General features: G+C 35.2%; 12 protein-coding genes. 4 read left to right on the top strand and 8 right to left on the bottom strand.

Features of this window, described 5'->3' with window-relative positions:
* The 4 genes from AB8B65_RS18015 to AB8B65_RS18000 form a co-directional block, all read right to left on the bottom strand.
* Window positions 1-1,739, bottom strand: a 1,739-nt coding sequence (locus AB8B65_RS18015) for a family 65 glycosyl hydrolase domain-containing protein (RefSeq protein WP_405302675.1), incomplete at its 3' end; no start/stop codon positions are given.
* A gap of 67 nt (window positions 1,740-1,806) precedes the next feature.
* A complete protein-coding gene (pgmB, locus tag AB8B65_RS18010) occupies window positions 1,807-2,463 on the bottom strand; it encodes a beta-phosphoglucomutase (protein WP_405302674.1) in 657 nt (218 codons plus the stop codon).
* A 16-nt stretch (window positions 2,464-2,479) separates the two neighbouring features.
* A complete protein-coding gene (locus AB8B65_RS18005) occupies window positions 2,480-3,961 on the bottom strand; it encodes an MFS transporter (protein WP_405302673.1) in 1,482 nt (493 codons plus the stop codon).
* A 201-nt stretch (window positions 3,962-4,162) separates the two neighbouring features.
* Window positions 4,163-5,203, bottom strand: a complete 1,041-nt coding sequence (locus AB8B65_RS18000; protein ID WP_405302672.1) for a LacI family DNA-binding transcriptional regulator — start codon at window positions 5,201-5,203, stop codon at window positions 4,163-4,165.
* 303 nt (window positions 5,204-5,506) lie between these two features.
* On the opposite strand from AB8B65_RS18000, the gene AB8B65_RS17995 reads away from it, so the two are divergent.
* The 4 genes from AB8B65_RS17995 (at window position 5,507) to AB8B65_RS17980 (ending at window position 14,141) form a co-directional block, all read left to right on the top strand.
* Window positions 5,507-8,434, top strand: coding sequence for a SusC/RagA family TonB-linked outer membrane protein (locus AB8B65_RS17995; protein ID WP_405302671.1), 2,928 nt, complete (start codon window positions 5,507-5,509; stop codon window positions 8,432-8,434).
* Window positions 8,435-8,460: 26 nt separating this feature from the next.
* Window positions 8,461-10,041 carry a RagB/SusD family nutrient uptake outer membrane protein gene (locus tag AB8B65_RS17990; RefSeq protein WP_405302676.1) on the top strand — a complete coding sequence of 527 codons (1,581 nt, stop codon included), beginning with the start codon at window positions 8,461-8,463 and terminating at the stop codon, window positions 10,039-10,041.
* Window positions 10,042-10,053: 12 nt separating this feature from the next.
* Complete coding sequence (locus AB8B65_RS17985) at window positions 10,054-11,115, top strand: SusE domain-containing protein (RefSeq protein ID WP_405302670.1); 1,062 nt, start codon at window positions 10,054-10,056, stop codon at window positions 11,113-11,115.
* 149 nt (window positions 11,116-11,264) lie between these two features.
* The gene (locus AB8B65_RS17980; RefSeq protein ID WP_405302669.1) at window positions 11,265-14,141 is read left to right on the top strand and encodes an alpha-amylase family glycosyl hydrolase; all 2,877 of its coding nucleotides are present in this window, start codon (window positions 11,265-11,267) and stop codon (window positions 14,139-14,141) included.
* 234 nt (window positions 14,142-14,375) lie between these two features.
* On the opposite strand, the gene AB8B65_RS17975 is transcribed toward AB8B65_RS17980, so the two are convergent.
* The 4 genes from AB8B65_RS17975 to AB8B65_RS17960 all read right to left on the bottom strand — a co-directional run bounded on the left by AB8B65_RS17975 (window position 14,376) and on the right by AB8B65_RS17960 (window position 18,499).
* Window positions 14,376-14,942, bottom strand: coding sequence for a hypothetical protein (locus AB8B65_RS17975; protein WP_405302668.1), 567 nt, complete (start codon window positions 14,940-14,942; stop codon window positions 14,376-14,378).
* An 86-nt stretch (window positions 14,943-15,028) separates the two neighbouring features.
* Window positions 15,029-15,154 carry a hypothetical protein gene (locus AB8B65_RS17970; RefSeq protein WP_405302667.1) on the bottom strand — a complete coding sequence of 42 codons (126 nt, stop codon included), beginning with the start codon at window positions 15,152-15,154 and terminating at the stop codon, window positions 15,029-15,031.
* Between the two features lie 56 nt (window positions 15,155-15,210).
* On the bottom strand, window positions 15,211-17,127 hold the full coding sequence (locus AB8B65_RS17965; protein ID WP_405302666.1) for a S9 family peptidase: 1,917 nt from the start codon (window positions 17,125-17,127) through the stop codon (window positions 15,211-15,213).
* Window positions 17,128-17,212: 85 nt separating this feature from the next.
* A complete protein-coding gene (locus AB8B65_RS17960) occupies window positions 17,213-18,499 on the bottom strand; it encodes an ATP/GTP-binding protein (RefSeq protein WP_405302665.1) in 1,287 nt (428 codons plus the stop codon).
* Window positions 18,500-18,605 lie beyond the last annotated feature (106 nt).

Here is an 18,605-nt window from a genome sequence, read left to right as displayed (position 1 = left end):
TCTAAATCGGCAACACTGACCAAGTCTTTGTCTAAGAAACCATCTTGTTGTAAGTACACGCCGTATTGTTCGCTGTATGGGAAATACATGTTTTCGGCAACTTCCATCCACGAAGAGATTTCTTGCTCGGATAAACGTACTTTTTGCATGATACGCTTGTGATCGTCGGCGTATTCTTGCTTTACTTTTTCAATGTGTTCTGATGCAAATTTGATACACCATTGTGCAATGTAATTTGTGTACCAATTGTTATTGATGTTGTTTTCGTATTCGTTTGGACCTGTAACTCCGAGAATTACATATTTGTTTTTTGCGGTAGAGAATGTGGCTCTTTGGTGCCAGAAACGAGCGATTCCGATCATGACTTCGAGTCCCATTTCTGGAATGTAGCTGTAATCGCCTGTGTATCTTGTATAGTTATAAATGGCGAATGCGATGGCACCATTTCGGTGAATTTCTTCAAAGGTTATTTCCCATTCGTTGTGACATTCTTCTCCATTCATCGTTACCATTGGATAGAGTGCTGCGCCATTGTTGAAACCTAGTTTTTCCGCGTTTTCGATCGCTTTTTCCAAGTGATTGTATCGATATTGCAATAGATTTCGTGCTACTTGCTGATCTTTGGTAGTCATGTAAAACGGAATGCAATATGCCTCTGTATCCCAATACGTACTTCCGCCATATTTTTCGCCAGTGAATCCTTTTGGACCAATGTTGAGGCGTGAATCTTTTCCTAGATACGTTTGATTTAGTTGAAAGATATTGAAACGAATTCCTTGTTGTGCTTTTACATCACCTTCAATGGTAATGTCTGCCATTTCCCAAATTTTTGCCCAAGCTTCTTTTTGGTTTTTTAGCAATGCATCAAATCCTTGAGATGTAGCATTTTGCAATGCTTTTTTTGCGGCTGGAATTAACTCGTTTTTATCATGATTTGTGCAAACAGTGTATCCTCCATATTTGTAAATGGTCAATGTTTCGTTTGCCTTTACTTCTTGTGTGTAATGAAACGAAATGTCTGTTGATTTTTGAGAAACATTCGTTGGCAATTCAAGCGATTTGTCGTTTAACTTTAATTCCGTTTGCATGAATGTACATGCATGGAAATCTGTTTTTAGTGTTTTGGCAACGATAAATGCTTGATTGTTTTCTTCTTGTATTTGAATGGTTTCCCAGAATTTTTCTTCCCAGTTGGTATCTTCATTTTCGATTCCGGCATCTAAGTATGGCGAATATTGTATGGTAGCATCATTGTTTACTGGTTTGATACTGTATGCAATGGCTCCAACCTCATCAATGTCTAAACTTAGAAATCGTTTTGAAGAAACGGCAACTTCGATATCATTTTGTAATGTAGCAATAAATGTACGTTCGTACCAACCTTCTTTCATGTTGAGTTCGCGGCGGAAGTTTGCTACTTTTTTACAAGCGTTTAGGTCTAAGGCTTCATCGTTTATTTTTACGTTGATTCCTATCCAATTTGGTGCGTTGAGTACTTTGGCGAAATATTCGGGATATCCGTTTTTCCACCAACCTACTTTTGTTTTGTCTGGATAATACACTCCAGCAATGTAACTTCCTTGAAATGTTGATCCAGAGTAGTATTCTTCAAAATTAGCTCGTTGTCCCATAGCGCCATTTCCGATACTAAAGAGACTTTCGGAAGATTTGACACTTTCGGTATCAAATCCTTCTTCAATGATAGACCAGTTGTCTGGTTGTATATAATTCTGATTCATTTTTTTATAGGTGTTAGGTATTGGGTTTTGGGTATTAGCTTTTCACTAATTCCTAGTGCCTAATTCCTTATCTTTTTATTAATTCATTTATAAAACTTGTTTGTATTTCGGTGAAATCTTTAAAAACGTAGTCGGCATGACCGAGAGTTTCTTGAGATCCAATTCCGATGGAAATCATTTCTGCGCTATTTGCGGCGGTGACACCAGCGACAGAGTCTTCAAATACTATACAGTTTTTAGGTGTGATGTTTAGTTTTTTGGCAGCAATTAGAAATACTTCTGGATCGGGTTTTGCTTTGCTAACATTATTTCCGTCAACAATGGCTTGAAAAACTTCGAATAAGCCTACTTTTTGTAGAATTTTACGTGCGTTTTTACTTGCTGATCCTAGTGCAATTCCTTGCTGTGTTTCTTGTAAATAGTTTAGTGTTTTTGGGACATCGGGAAGAATTTCTCCTGCGTCCATTTGTGCAATATGCGATAAATAATTATCGTTTTTCTCTGCCATGTATTTTGAGAACTGTTCATCGGAAAGCGTTTTATTTCCCCAGCCTAAAATAATTTCTAGGGAACGGACTCTGCTTACTCCTTTGAGTTGTTCGTTTTGTTCTAGCGTGATGTCAAAACCTAGTTCATTGGCAAGTGATTTCCAAGCTAGGTAATGGTATTTTGCGGTATCAACGATGACACCATCTAAATCAAATATAAATCCTTTTTTGTTCATGTAATTGTATTGTTACTTAGTCTTTTACCCTAAGCGTTAATAGTCCTGCAAGAATCATTGATATTCCACCAACAACTAATGCATAAATTGGTTCTTTGTCAAAGAATGCGTTTAGCATAAATCCTAGAATAGAAGCTGCTACAATTTGTGGAATAACAATAAAGAAGTTAAAAACTCCCATGTAGTAGCCCATTTTGGAAGCTGGTAATGATCCTGTAAGTATTGCATACGGAATGGATAAGATACTAGCCCAAGCAATACCAACACCTATCATAGATACTAATAAATAATCTGGATCGGTAATGAAGAAATAGGAGATTAATCCTAATCCTCCAAGCGTAAGACAAACAAGATGTGTTATTTGTCTGCTGGTATGTTTTGCGAGTACAGGAATTAGAAATGCTACTACAGCAGCAACTAAAAATTTTATTCCCATTAGAAAACCTACCCAGTCAGCACCTTCATTGTAAAGTTCTGAATTAGCATCAGTAGTATTGTAAATATGACTTGTAACTCCTGATGTAGCATAAATCCACATAGAAAACATAGCAAACCAAGAGAAGAATTGTACAAAAGCCAATTGTTTCATTGTTTCAGGCATTCGTAAAAGATCTGTCATAATATTTACAAAACCATTTTCAGTTTTTTTACTTCTTAAGAAAGAAGCTAGTAAAAATAGCAATCCAACAATTGCAATCCCAACAGTAAGAATATATAAGTCTTGTTTTAGTTCATAATATACAACGCCCATTGTGGTAATTAATCCTAAGAGCATCATACCAATTCCAAGACCAGATTGTTTTTTGGTTGTTACTTGTTGTTGATTTTCTTCAAGTGTTGATTTTTCTTGTTCTTCAAAAGCTTCAAATTCTTCAGGAGAGTATTCTTTAGAGCGAAGTACTGTCCATAATACGGCTAGTAAGAACGCAGCACCACCAAAATAGAATGAGTATTTTACGGTATCGGGAATTACTCCTTCTGGAGCTTCACTACTTATACCTAACCAATTGGAAAATACCCACGGTAATGATGAACCTACAAATCCTCCAATTCCTATGAAGAAAGTTTGCATAGAAAAACCGAGTGTACGTTGTTTTTCGGGTAAATTGTCGCCTACAAATGCACGAAAAGGTTCCATAGAGACATTAATAGAAGCATCCATAATCCACAATACACCTATTGCCATCCATAATATAGGAGAGTTTGGCATTAAGCATAGTGCTATAGAAGCTAATATTGCGCCTACTAAAAAGTAAGGACGACGACGACCTAATTTTGGGTGCCATGTACGGTCACTAAAGTATCCAATGATTGGCTGAATAATTAAACCAGTTACAGGTGCAGCTAACCAATAGACAGCTAAATTGTCTACTTCTGCTCCTAGGGTTTCAAATATTCTTGAGGTGTTGGCATTTTGTAGTGCAAACCCGAATTGTATTCCTAAGAAACCGAAACTCATGTTCCATATTTCCCAGAAACTTAACTTACGCTTTTCCATTATCGTAATGTATTAGTTTATAACTATGTACGATAAGCGTTTAAACTTATCAAAACTTACTTTTAGGTGAGAGATAAAAATATAAGTCTTGATATTTATGGTGTAAATATAGTTTTTTTTTTGAAACAGCAACGATTAAATTATAAATCAAGACTGTAATTTCGTCGAATTTTAATAATTTTATTACTGCAAATCATGTTTTTATCGCGTAGTATCGCGTTCTATTAAGGTTGTATTGATGATTTCTGTTTTATAACTTTCTTCATCAACCAATTCTTCTAGTTTGTCAATTAACATGGTTGCCGATTTTGTTCCCATTTCTACAGCATGTTGACTTATTGTACTAAGTGATGGAATGGCATGTTTGGATAAAACTCCATCGGTAAAGGCAACAATAGACATGTTTTCTGGAATTTTGTATCCTTTGTTAATTGCTATTTTCATAGCTGTAATAGCGTAGAGTTCGTTTACTGCAAAAATTCCATCAATAGATTTTTCTTTGTCTAATAAGGCAGAAATTTCTTTTTCTAAAGTTTCAATCTCTATTTCTTTGTCTTTGTTTTCTTCAACCTTTATAATAAGCGAAGATTTAGGTTCAATTTTGTTTTCTTCTAAAGCTTCTAAATAGCCTTGCGTTCTTAGTTTTCCAACGTTTACGTAGTCTTTCGTAGTAATGAGTGCAATGTTTTCGCAACCACTATCAATGAGTTTGGTCACTGCTTTTTTGGAGCCTTGCTTATCATCAACCACAACTTTATCGCACGCAATTTCGTTTACAACTCTATCAAACATTACAATAGGCATTCCTTGATTGATAGTTTCATAGAAATGGTGATAATCCTGTAATAATAAGGTTTCTTTGGCAACAGAAAGAATAAAACCATCAATACTACCATTGGCAAGCATTTCAATATTGATAACTTCTTTGTCAAATGATTCATTAGACAATCCGATAATTACATTATATCCTCTGTTATTGGCTTCTTTTTCAATTCCGCTAATTACTTTAGAGAAAAAATGATGTACAATTTCAGGAATAATAACACCGATAGTTTTGGTACACTTATTCTTTAAACTTAAGGCGATATTATTTGGTCTATAATTATAGAGTTTTGCAAAGGCTTGTACCTTCGTTCGAGTGTCCAAACTTATCTCTTTACTATTTCGTAATGCCTTGGAAACAGTTGATACAGAAACGTCTAATTCTTTGGATATTTGTTTGAGAGTTACTTTTCGCTTCATACGTGTTTATTATAAGATCAATAATTAAAGCTATGATTTTTTATTTTTTTGTTAAAAATACACTGTTTTAATTGGATAAAACCCAATGTTTATAAAAGTTGTCAACACGAAAACGTTTGCGTAGGATCAAAAGTTATTCTCGAATTTTGATTTACTTAAAATTTACATAGTTTTAACATCGAGAGGTAAAAATATAAAAGTATTTAATCAAAAACATCACGGATTTTGTCAAAAAAAACAATTCATTTTTACTTGAAAAATACGTGATTTTTACGACAATTTTGAAAATAAAAAATTAGACAAATGAAGAAAATGCAAAAATTTATTTTGTTTTTGGCTTTTTTGATTCCCATCGGAATGCTTGCCCAAACAAAAGTGACAGGAATTGTTACTGAGCAATCTACAGGAACTCCATTGTTAGGAGTGAATGTGATTATTAAAGGGACAGCTTCTGGAACCACAACTGACTTTGATGGTAAGTATCAAATAAATGCTACAAATGGTCAGACCATTTTGTTTACCTATGTAGGTTACAAGACTCAAGAAATTTCATATACAGGACAAGCAACTATTAATGTAGCATTAGAAGAAGATGCTTCCAAATTAGATGAAGTTATTGTAGTAGGATATGGTTCTGCTGTAAAGAAAGATGTTACTGGATCTGTTGAATCAGTAAGCACTGAAGATTTTAACGGTGGAGCTATTGTTTCTCCAGAGCAATTGATTGCAGGTAAAACTGCAGGTGTACAAGTAACGCCACCTAGTGGAGCGCCAGGTTCAGGATCGGCAATTAAGATTCGTGGTGGAGTTTCCTCATTGGCTGCAAACTCAAATCCTTTAATTGTAGTAGATGGTGTTCCTTTAGATCCAGCAAGTGGCGGATTAAATTACATCAATGCAAACGATATTGAAACGTTTACAGTATTAAAAGATGCTTCTGCTGCCTCTATTTATGGATCGAGAGCAACAGGTGGAGTTATCTTAATTACAACGAAAAAAGGAAAATCAGGAAAACCTTTTAACATTAATGTTAATCATTATACAGCAGTTGGAAACAACTTTAATGAAGTTGATATATTATCATCAACTCAATTTAGAGATTTAGTATCGGCAAATGGAAACCCAAATCAAATTGCGCAATTGGGAAGTACAAGTACTGATTGGCAAGATGAAATTTATAGAGGATCGCTTACTTCTGATACAAATGTAACCGTTTCTGGAGGTTTTGGAAATTCAAGCTATAGAGCTTCTCTTGGTTATGTATTACAAGAAGGTACATTGCAAAACTCACAAGTAGATCGTTGGACAGGTTCTGTAAAATTTATTCAGCGTTTATTAAATGATGATCTTAGAGTTGAAGCAAATATCTTAGGAGCGTTGGTTGAAGATACTTTTGCAAATACTGGAGCAATTGGAGCAGCTGTTTCTTTTGATCCTACACAACCTGTATTTGATTCAACAAGTCCTTTTGGAGGATATACTGAAAATGTAAACGCAGATGGAACCATTAATACGATTGCAGTTCGTAACCCAGTTGGTTTGTTAAAGCAGAATAGCAACATAGCAGATACTAAAAGAAGTACAGGAAGTTTAAAACTTGATTATACATTGCCATTTTTAAGAGATCTTAAATTAACAGTTCTTGGTGGATATGACTATAATGAAGTTAGAGGAGATACATTTGTTCCTGCAGAAGCAGCTTCAAACTTTAATCAAGAAGGAGTTACAGGTTTCTATGAAAACTTAAACAGAAACAGACTTTTAGATGTATACGCAAACTACAAAAAGACTTTTGAAGATATTAAAACAACAGTAGATGCTACAGTTGGTCACTCATTCCAACGTTTTTACAGATCTAATATTTCTGAATCAACTACTGGAGTAGGTGTAACTAATCAGTTTAAAAGTATTGGAGAGAACGCTTTAGAATCATATTTTGGTAGAGTAAATTTAGATTACGATAGCAAATACCTTCTAACTTTGAATTTGAGACAAGATATATCGTCTCGTTTAAATCCAGATGATCGTTCTGATCTTTTCGGAGGAGTTTCTTTTGGATGGAATATTATTGATGAAAACTTTATGAAAGATTCAAAAGTATTTTCTCAATTAAAGTTAAGAGTAGGATACGGTGAAACGGGTCAACAAGAAATTGGTCCTGATTATGGATACCTTCCTCGTTATACAACAGGAGATGCTAGAGTTCAGTATCAGTTTGGTTACAATACTGATGGTTCTCCACGCTTTGTTACAACACTTCGTCCTGAAGAATATGATGAAAACTTACGTTGGGAACGTTCTAAAACATTAAATATTGGTTTAGATTTTGGTTTCTTAAATGACCGTTTAACAGGTTCTGTAGAAGTATATGAACGCAAAGTAGAAGACTTATTGAACTTTATTTCTGTTCCTGCCGGAACAAACCTTTCTAACATGTTAATTACCAATGTTGGTAACTTAGAAAACAGAGGTTTGGAAGTGAGTTTAAATGCTGCTATTGTAGAAAATGAGAATTTTTCATGGAACACAAACGTAAATGTTTCTTTCTTTGATAATGAAATCACTAAATTATTCTTAACAGATAATACAGATTCACCAGGTGTTTTAACAGGTGGAATTGCAGGTGGAGTTGGAAATACCATTCAGATTAACTCTGTAGGTCATGAAGTAAACTCTTTCTATGTATTCAAACAAATATATGATGCGCAAGGAGCACCAATTGAAGGAGCTTATGTAGATATTAACGGTGACGGAGTTGTAAATACAGATGATAGATACAGATATCAGAGTCCAAATGCGGATGCTGTTGTTGGTTTTTCATCAAATATGCAATATGGAAACTTCGACTTCTCTTTTACAATGAGAGCAAGTTTAGGGAACTATGCCTATAATAACGTAGCTTCTAACACAGGAAATGTAGCGGCTTTATTCGGCGCAAATTCTATTAATAACGTAAATTCCTCTATCTTAGATACTGGATTCCAAAATCAGCAATTATTTTCTGATTATTATGTGCAAGACGCTTCATTCTTAAAATTAGACAATCTTTCATTCGGATATACTATCGAAAATTTATTCGATGATGCAAGAATGAGAGTATATGTGTCAGGTCAAAATCTATTTACTATTACTGATTATGATGGATTAGATCCTGAGATCAATGGTGGAATAGATAATAATTTCTATCCAAGATCAAGAAATATCTTGATGGGACTTAATTTGAATTTATAACAAAGTAATACAAAATACAGATAATGATGAACACACTTAGAAAACAATCAAACCGTATAGGTATTGTGCTATTGCTATTCATAGCTGGTTTTGGATTCACTTCATGTGAAAACGAACTCGACTTAGAGCCAGTAATAGAACAGAATGCTGCGAATGTCTTTGACGATCCTGCAGCATACGAACAGTTTCTTGCAAGAATATATGCAGGATTTGTAGTAAGCGGACAACAAGGGCCAGCTGGTAATCCTGATATTACAGGAATTGATGAAGGATTCTCAAACTACTTGAGACAATACTGGAAGCACCAACAGTTAACAACCGATGAAGCGTTAATTGCTTGGAATGATGGTACAATCCACGACCTTAACTGGCAAGTATGGACTCCTGCAAACGAGTTTATTACAGCAATGTATAACAGAATTTATTTTCAAATTTCAATTTCAAACGAATTCTTAAGAGCTACGGCTGATGTTCCAGAATCAGAATTCTTACCAGCAGCTTACAAAGCTGAGGTGCGTTTCTTAAGAGCATTAAGCTACTGGCATGCAATTGATATGTTTGGAAATGTTCCTTTTGTAACAGAAGATGACCCAATAGGAGCTTTTATACCAACGCAAGGAAGCAGACAAGAAGTATTTGATTTTATTATTTCTGAATTGACTTCAATTGAGCCAATTATGATTGATGCGCGTCAAAACGTATACGGAAGAGCAGACAAAGGAGCTGTTTGGATGTTATTGGCGAAACTATACTTAAATGCAGAAGTATACACAGGAACAGATCAAAGTGCACAAGCAATTCCATACTTAGAAAATGTTATTGGAGCTGGTTACACACTTCACGACAGCTATGAAGAATTATTTTTAGCAGATAATGATACAAACGGAGCACAAAACGAAATGATTTTCTCTTTTAATTCTGATGGATTAAATACACAAGGATTTGGAGCAATGACTTTCTTAGTACACGCGCCAGTAGGAGGAAATATGAGTGCAGCAGCTTTCGGTATCAACGGAGGTTGGGGCGGAATTAGAACGACAAGTTCGTTTGTAAACAAATTCTCAGCTTCTGAAATGGTTACAGATCAAAGAGCCAACTTCTTTACAGATGGACAAGAATTGGAAATTGCAGATGTATTTAACTTTAATGATGGATATGCAGTAGAAAAATTCAAAAATGTAACTAGTTTAGGTGTATCAGGATCAGATAGCTCAGGAGATTTTATCGATACAGATTTCCCAGTATTCCGCTTAGCAGATGCCTACTTAATGTATGCTGAAGCTGTAAAAAGAGCAGGAGCAGGAGATCAAGGATTGGCAGTACAATACGTAAACTTAGTAAGACAACGTTCAAATGCAAATCCAATTGGAGGTTTCGGCGACATTACAGATGAATTTTTATTAGCTGAACGTTCAAAAGAATTGCACTGGGAATGTCATAGAAGAACAGATTTAATTCGCTTCGGACAATTCTCAGACCAAGGTGTATGGCCATGGAAAGGAAATGTGGAAAACGGAACAACTACAGAATCATTTAGAGATTTATTCCCAATTCCATCTACAGATATTACAGCAAACCCTAATTTAACTCAAAACCCAGGTTACTAAAAAAAAATGAATATGAAAAAATTAAACAAAATAACAGCAGGCTTTTTAGCAGTAGTTGCCTTTGTTGGATTCAATGCATGTAGTGATGACGATAACTTAATCATTGCTGCTCCACAAGGCGGACCAGAATTAGTAACACCATCATCAGGAACAGCTATTGTTTTAAGTGTTGCAAACGAACAAAATGTAGCGACTACACTTGTGTGGAATGATGCAGATTATGACACACAAACAGCAGTTAACTATGATGTAGAAATCGCTTTAAGCGGAACGGACTTTGCTGCGCCTATTGCAGGAGGATCTACAACAGAACGTTTTATTTCTTGGACAAACCAACAATTAAATGATGTAGCAATTGCTGCAGGTTTAAGTCCATTTGTAGCAGGTGATTTAGATATTCGTGTTATCTCTTCTATCGGAACACAAGATGCACAACAACAAATGTCTGATGTATTAACATTAAACATTACACCTTACACAACTTCATTACCAATGATAGCTGTACCAGGAGATCACCAAGGATGGGATCCTGCAACAGCACCAAGATTAGCTTCTTCAGAATTTGGAGCTTCTGACTATGAAGGATATGTTTGGTTAAACAACGAATACAAATTTGTTGCGCCAGATGCTACAGGAAACTTCGCTTGGGGAAATTTAGATTGGGGAGATGACGGAAGTTTCTCAGGTGTATTAGTAGACGATGGAGAATCTAATGTGCCAGCAACGCCAGGATACTACTTATTACAAGTAGATACTGAAAACTTAACATATAGCGCTGCTCAATATACAAATTGGGGATTAATTGGATCTGGAACACCAACTGGCTGGGACAGTGATAACGACATGACGTATGATTCAGCATCACAAACATTCTCAATTACAGTTGATCTAACTGCTGATGAAATTAAGTTTAGAGCAAACGATGGTTGGGACTGGAACTACGGAGACACAGGAGCTGATGGAAGATTAAATCCTGGAGGAGATAACATTGCAGTGCCAGAAGCAGGAAACTATACAGTGGTATTAGACTTGAGCAATCCAAGAGAATATACATACACACTGACACTTAATTAATTTAATGATCATTAAAAAGGCTGTAACAGAGTTGTTACAGCCTTTTTTATCTAAAGTAATTTCTAAGTATTCAAACAAAAAAGCTATGAAATATGTTATGATTTGTTAAAAACTCATGGCAAATTCCATCTGACAAAAACCAAAAACAGATGAAAAAAAAATTACACATACTATGTTTACTGTTTGCAAGCATCGCGTTTGGTCAAGTGACCATTACGCCAACACCTTTTGAGGTAGATGACTCTATTACAATTACAGTAGATATTAATAGTTCAGCAACGGATTGTGATGGAATAAACAGTCCAAACAAAGTATACTTGCATTCAGGTGTCGGTACAACCAGCAATCCATGGACCTACGTTATTGGAAACTGGGGACAAGATGATGGTGTAGGAGAAATGACCGATATGGGCGGCGGATTATGGCAAATTACCATTGTTCCTGAAACGTATTATGGGTTAACTACCGCTCAAGCGGAAACGATCACGAAGATGGGAATGGTGTTCCGAAATGAAAATGGCGGACAAGAACTAAAAGCAACTGGTTGTAATGACTTCTTCTTTGATGTTGGAGCGTTTCAATCAACATTAGTAACACCAAATGATGGAAGTACTACCATATTAGCTTCAGGTGCAAACCTAGCAATTACAGCAAACAATACAGGCGGAACCGCTGCGTATGTTTTAAAAGCGAATGGAACAACAATAAATTCAAACAATGGTGTTTCGTATTCGTATACGGATATGAACATTACTGAAAACAAAAACTATGCTTTAGAAGTTACATTAGGCGGAACGACCATTACCAGTACATTCAATGTAATCATCAACCCAGGAACGGTAACAGAAGCGTTACCTGCCGGTTTGGAAGATGGAATCAATTATGATGCAGATACTTCAAAGGCAACTTTAGTATTAGACGCGCCAAATAAAGACTTTGTATACATTGCAGGAAGTTTCAATAACTGGCAACCAGATGGAAGCTATGCAATGAAAAAAGATGGTGCTACAGGAAAATTTTGGCTAGAAGTTGATGGATTAACATCAGGACAAAACTATACCTACCAATATTGGGTAATTGACGAAACGCCAATTGCAAACTCACCAGCCTTGGTGAAAACGGCAGACCCATATTCTACATTAGTATTATCGCCTTTCGACGATCCTTTTATTCCTGCAACAACCTATCCAAACCTTCCAACCTATCCTGCGGGACAAGAACGTGAAGTTACGGTATTACAAACAGGACAAACACCATACAATTGGCAAGTGCAAAACTTCGCAAAGCCAAAAAAAGAAGACTTAATTGTATATGAAGTATTAATTCGTGATTTTGATGCAGATCGTAACTATCAAAACCTGATAGATCGTATTGATTACTTTAAAAACTTAAACGTAAACGCCATTCAGTTAATGCCAATCATGGAATTTGAAGGCAATGAAAGTTGGGGATACAACACGTCTTTTCACTTAGCATTAGACAAATATTATGGAACACCAGACAAGTTTAAAGAATTTGTAGACTTATGTCATCAAAATGGAATTGCCGTTATTTTAGACGTTGCATTAAACCATGCATTTGGTAGAAACCCAATGGTACGTATGTGGATGAACGATCCAGATAACGATGGTTGGGGAGAACCAAGTTCAGAAAACCCATACTTCAATGAAGTTGCAAGACACAGTTACAGTGTTGGATCTGATTTTAATCATCAACAAGCACGAACGCAATACTATACAGAACGTGTGGTAAAACACTGGATAGAAGAATATAATATTGATGGTTTCCGTTGGGATTTAACCAAAGGATTCACACAAGAATGTACTGCAAGTGACGAAGGTTGTACCAATGGTTACAGAAATGACCGTGTGGCAGTATTAAAGCAATATGCTGATTATTCTTGGAGTTTGGACGATGATCATTATGTGATTTTTGAGCACTTAGGTCAAGACAACGAAGAAAAAGAATGGGCAGATTATCGCTTAGGCGAAGGAAAAGGAATAATGATGTGGGGAAAAATGACCGATCAGTATAACCAACTAACGATGGGATTTGCTTCTAACGCAGATATTTCCAGAATGGGACATACAAGTAGAGGTTTTAATGGACCTAGATTAATGGGATATGCAGAAAGTCATGATGAAGAACGTATCATGTACAGAAACTTACAATTCGGAAATACAGCATTAGCGTCTCACAATGTACAAGACTTAAACGTATCATTATCGAGAATGTCTGCTTTAGGCGCAGCTTCCTTAACGATTCCAGGACCAAAAATGATTTGGCACTTTGGCGCATTAGGAATGGAAAACTCCATTTTTACATGTAACAACGGAAGTGTAAATTTACCAAGTGATGCAACGCCAGGTGATTGTAAATTAGACACAAAACCACAACCACAATGGACAAATAACTGGTTAGGAGATGCAAACCGCGCTAAAATCTATGATGATTGGGCACGAATTATTGATTTAAAAGTACAAGAAGCGGTGTTTGAAGGAAACTATTCAATTAGTCCGTATATCAACGACATCAGACAACGTATTTATATTTGGGACGATACAATTCCTGCATCTGAATTGAAGAATGTAGTGATTTTATGTAACTTCTCTGTGGCAGATTTAAACATTGTACCTGATTTTCCATACACAGGAACTTGGTACGATTTAATGGACGATACAGGCGCTACAAGCATCAATGTAACCAATACGGCAGACGGAATTGTAATTCCTGCGGGACAATTTAGAATCTTTGGAAATCAGCAGTCAGTTTTAAGTACAACAGAATTTCAAAATACAACAAACACGCTTTCACTATATCCAAATCCTGCTTCGGACAGTTTTAAACTAGACAAAAAAGTAGAAGAAGTACAGATTTATGATATTACAGGAAAGCAAATAAAAACGTTTAAAGGCGGTTTTAATGCAGGACATTCTTTTGATGTGTCTCAATTAACAAATGCTTTATATTTGGTGAAAGTGGTTTCTAACGAAGGAACAGCAACCAAACGTTTACTTATAGAATAATGTTTTTCTCTACTAAAGAATCGGCTATATATCATTATTTGACTAAACTTGTTCGTAGCTAACTTGTGTTATAATTTTTTAAAAATTACGAGAAGAATATTAAAAAAGGTCGCTAGAAATAGCGATCTTTTTGTTGTTATAAGTTGAAACAGGTAACTTTTGCCGAAAAGGTAAAAGTGTAGTAAGAAGTACAAACTTTACTTTGAATGATCCCGCGAAAGCGAAAAAATTAATTTAAAAATCACCTTGACAAATGGCAATCCATTCGGTCCATTTATTGTTGATTCGTTTGTAAAGTGATAAACTAGTGTGTCCATTAATTTTTCCACAACACAAATCCGTGCTGTATACACAGGCAATGGTATTATTTCTGATGAAGATTGGTTTAGAGACAATTTTTAATCTTCTATTTCTATGTTTTTTTGAGGAATCTCTATTTGTAAGCCATCTAGAATTATCAGCTATTTTTAGAGTTGTTTTTTTGGTTAAATTCCATTCAAAATCTTTAGAAGCTTTTAATTCAGTTAGTAAATACTTTTTTTCTTTAGGAGTTAGTGCGATGCTGTCAATAAACCTTGTGCTTCTTTGAAACATTCTGTATGTCAATGATTTGTGACTTTCAAAGTTTTTTAAATCATAAGAAAACATGCCTAAATGTACTTTTTTTAGGTATCCAATTTCGCTGTTTTTATTACAGGATGCTAAGTCAACAATATCAAAGAATATGACTTCTGTGTTTGGAGTTTGACTTTGTACATTTTGAGACAAAACCATGAATAAGATGTATACTGCATATTTCATGTTGGTAGTATTGGTTGTGATACTAAAACATGATACATGAGTATATTATTGTTGAAATTGCTGTTTTTTGTGAAGCCTAGAATTGATTATTCATCAAACAAACAAAAATCATCATCAATTTTAATATTGGGAATTCCGCTGTATTTTCCTTCCAAATAGTCTTTTTCAAAAGAAGCATCTTTGCGGATTTTCTTGCCGTATAAAGATTTCATGGTTGTTACGTCAAAATCGTTTTTTGAGGTATTACAAAAACCTATTCACTCTTATTTTACATTTTTAAGGTCTCATCTAACCACTTGTAGAATTCTCTTTGCCAAACCAAGCTATTTTGCGCTGAAAGCACCCAGTGATTTTCTTCAGGAAAATATAAAAGTCTTGATTTTATGCCTCGTAATTGTGCCGCTTGAAAAGCTTCTAATCCTTGTCCAATTGGTACTCTGAAGTCTTTTCCTCCTTGAATAATCAAAATTGGAGAATCCCATTTGTCAACAAAATTAATTGGATTAAATTCGGCATACGATTTTTGAGCAGCAGCATTATTTTTATCCCAATATGGACCACCAATGTCCCAATTGACAAAAAATAATTCTTCCGTAGTTCCATACATGGATCTCCAATTGAAAATTCCATCATGAGAAATAAATGATTTAAATCGACCTTCATGTCTTGACGCTAAATAGAACACAGAATATCCTCCATAACTTGCACCAATGCATCCCATTCTATCAGTGTCTACGTATGACTCTTTTGCTACATCATCAATGGCAGAAAGGTAGTCTTTCATATTCTGTCCACCATAATCTTTTGAAATTTGTTCATTCCATTCAACACCGTGACCAGGCATTCCTCTTCGGTTGGGAGCAACGATGATATATCCATTGGCAGCCATCAGTTGAAAGTTCCATCTGAAAGAATAAAATTGAGACAAAGCTCCTTGCGGACCACCTTGACAGTACAAAAGTGTAGGGTATTTTTTAGTGGGATCAAAATCTGGCGGATAAATCACCCAAGTAACCATATCTTTTCCATCGGTAGTTTTAACCATTCTCTTCTCTATCTTAGACATTTTGATGTCTTTGTAAATGTCATCATTTGCTGTAGACAATTGTTTCATGGCACCTGTTTTGATGTCCAGATTATAAATCTCTGAAGCATGATTCATATCGCGTCTGTACACAATTAAATGATTTCCGCTTTGGGCTATGATACCATTTACGTCAAATTGACCTTTAGAAATCTGGATAGGTTTCGACTTCATTTTCTTGCCAAATGGAACATCGATTTGAAAGGTGTGAACAGTTCCACCAACAGGAGCGTTAAAATAAATTTTTGATCCATCTTCGCTCCAAATAAATCCATTGACAGTACCATCCCAATCTTTAGTTAAATTTACGTCTCCTTCAGGCAATCTGACGATGATATCATTTTTATCAGATTCATAACCATCTCTTTTCATTTGCAACCAAGCAAGCGTTCCTTTTGGTGAAAAGACAGGATGCGTATCGTAGCCTTTGTTGTTTTCAGTAAGGTTGGTCGTTTGTTTTGTTTCTAAGTTATACTCATAGATATCTGTATTTGTGCTCACAGCATATTCCGTACCTGCTAATTTTTTGGCAACGTACAACACTTTTTTAGCGTCAGGACTCCAAATATAGTCTTCATCTCCACCAAAAGGTTGCTGTGGACAATCATAAGGTTCTCCTTCCATCAAATCAATTCCTTCATCATTTGAATCGGTAGCAGATTGAATGAATACATGGCTAAAAGCGCCATCTTCCCACTTGTCCCAATGTCTGTAGTTGAGTTGATTGTAAATATAAACATTGGAGTTAGGAACATCTTCATAATGATCAGAGCCACTTACTTTTTGAAGTTTTACTTCTTTTGCGACTAATTTCCATTTTCCGTTTGGTGATACATTTTTATCTTTTACTAAATTCCCAACTTCTTCTATAGTTTTGACAGCACCTCCATTTACAGAAACTGTAAAAAATTTATTGGAGCGCTCATTCGTCTTTATATCAAAAGTTGATGTTTTATAAATTACTTGTTTTCCATCATCACTTAAGCCCACAGCAGAAACTCTATTTAGTTGAATAAGTTGCTCTGGTGTCATTACTTTTGATTGGCTAAATCCAATAGTTGTCATAAAGGTATATAGTATTAGGATCAAATTTTTTTTCATGATAAATATTTTGGTTGGATGGTTATGTTAAGGATTTGTATCAAATGTAAGTGCAGTTTTTATTTACTATAATGCATTAGCAAGCTTACTCATTAAACAAACGGAAGTTTTCATCAATTGCTACATTAGGAATTCCGCTATATTTTCCTTCCAAATAATCTTTTTCGAAAGAAGCATCTTTGCGAATTTTTTTGTCGTATAACGATTCCATAGTCGTTACGCCAAATTGATCTTTTTCTGTGATGATGATTTGATCGCGTCTAAAAAGTTTGCGTTTCGGATTGATCAACGCCGGATTGTGTGAAGCAAAAATCAACTGTGCGCCATTCGGATTGTTCTCTTTCGAGTTAAACAATTCCACGATAGCTTTGCTCAAATGCGGATGCAATTGCGCGTCAAATTCGTCAATAATCAAGGTTTTTCCGTGCATTAACGTATCTATAATTGGACCAGAAAGTGCTACATATTTTCCCGTACCCAACGATTCGTTTACAAATAAGTTGAAATATACATTGTCTACTTCTTCGTTATTTTCATCATAAATTGGGTGTTTGGTACTTACGACCACATTTTCTTCATCAGACTCTAAAATCATTTTCCGAATCTCTTTTGGGACATTTCCTTTCTCTAAAATTTCTTCCGTAAGCTTAAAACGTTCTACTTTCGTTTCGGTAAATCCTAAATCGGCACTCGCAATAAAGTTGTCAATATATTTCTTCTTCGTTGGATCGTCCATCATATCAATGGTAAAGTTGATGGTATAGCGATCTTGCATTCCAGAAATATATTGCACATTCCCCAATGCTTTTAAAATTGCCATTCCTGTTGGAATATTAAATTGCGCACACACAGAAATAAACAAGGCATTTTTTCGCGTGATGGATGTCAAATTGTTACTAGCAGTATCAAATTTTTTAGTAATAGTAATGTCTTGAAAACTTCTTTCAAACAAAAGTTGTTCCTTATTTTTAGTCGTAACGTACAACCATTCTTTGTGAACTTCGGCATCATCTACTTCAAAACCATAGCGATATTTTCCTGCATCGTGAATAAATACCAGTTCAAAAAAGCTCGGATTTTCAATCGTTTCAGTCGATAAGCAAAACGGTTGCACTTCTATAGCTTCGTCGGCTTGTGAGTCTTTGGAAGAGTTGATAATAAACTTTCGCGCAAAATTAATGGCTTTAAACAAATTACTCTTTCCGTTAGAATTGGCTCCATAAATAATCATACTCTTCAACAAGGTCACATTCTTTAATGTGGTTTGATGAAGATTCGTATTTCGCAGTTCGGTAAGGGAAGACGCTGTGAAATCAATAGTCGTTCTATTCTTAAAGGATAAATAGTTTTCTACCGTGAATTTTACGAGCATTTGGGTAATTTTTTAGGTTTAATTAGTACAAATATATCAATTTATACGAAAATATCGTACAAAAAGACAATTTTTTGTTTGGAAGAATGAAATAAAAGTATATATT

The organism is Kordia sp. (assembly GCF_045105435.1).
Classification (GTDB): Bacteria; Bacteroidota; Bacteroidia; order Flavobacteriales; family Flavobacteriaceae; genus Kordia.
This window is presented reverse-complemented; position numbering and strand designations above follow the sequence as displayed.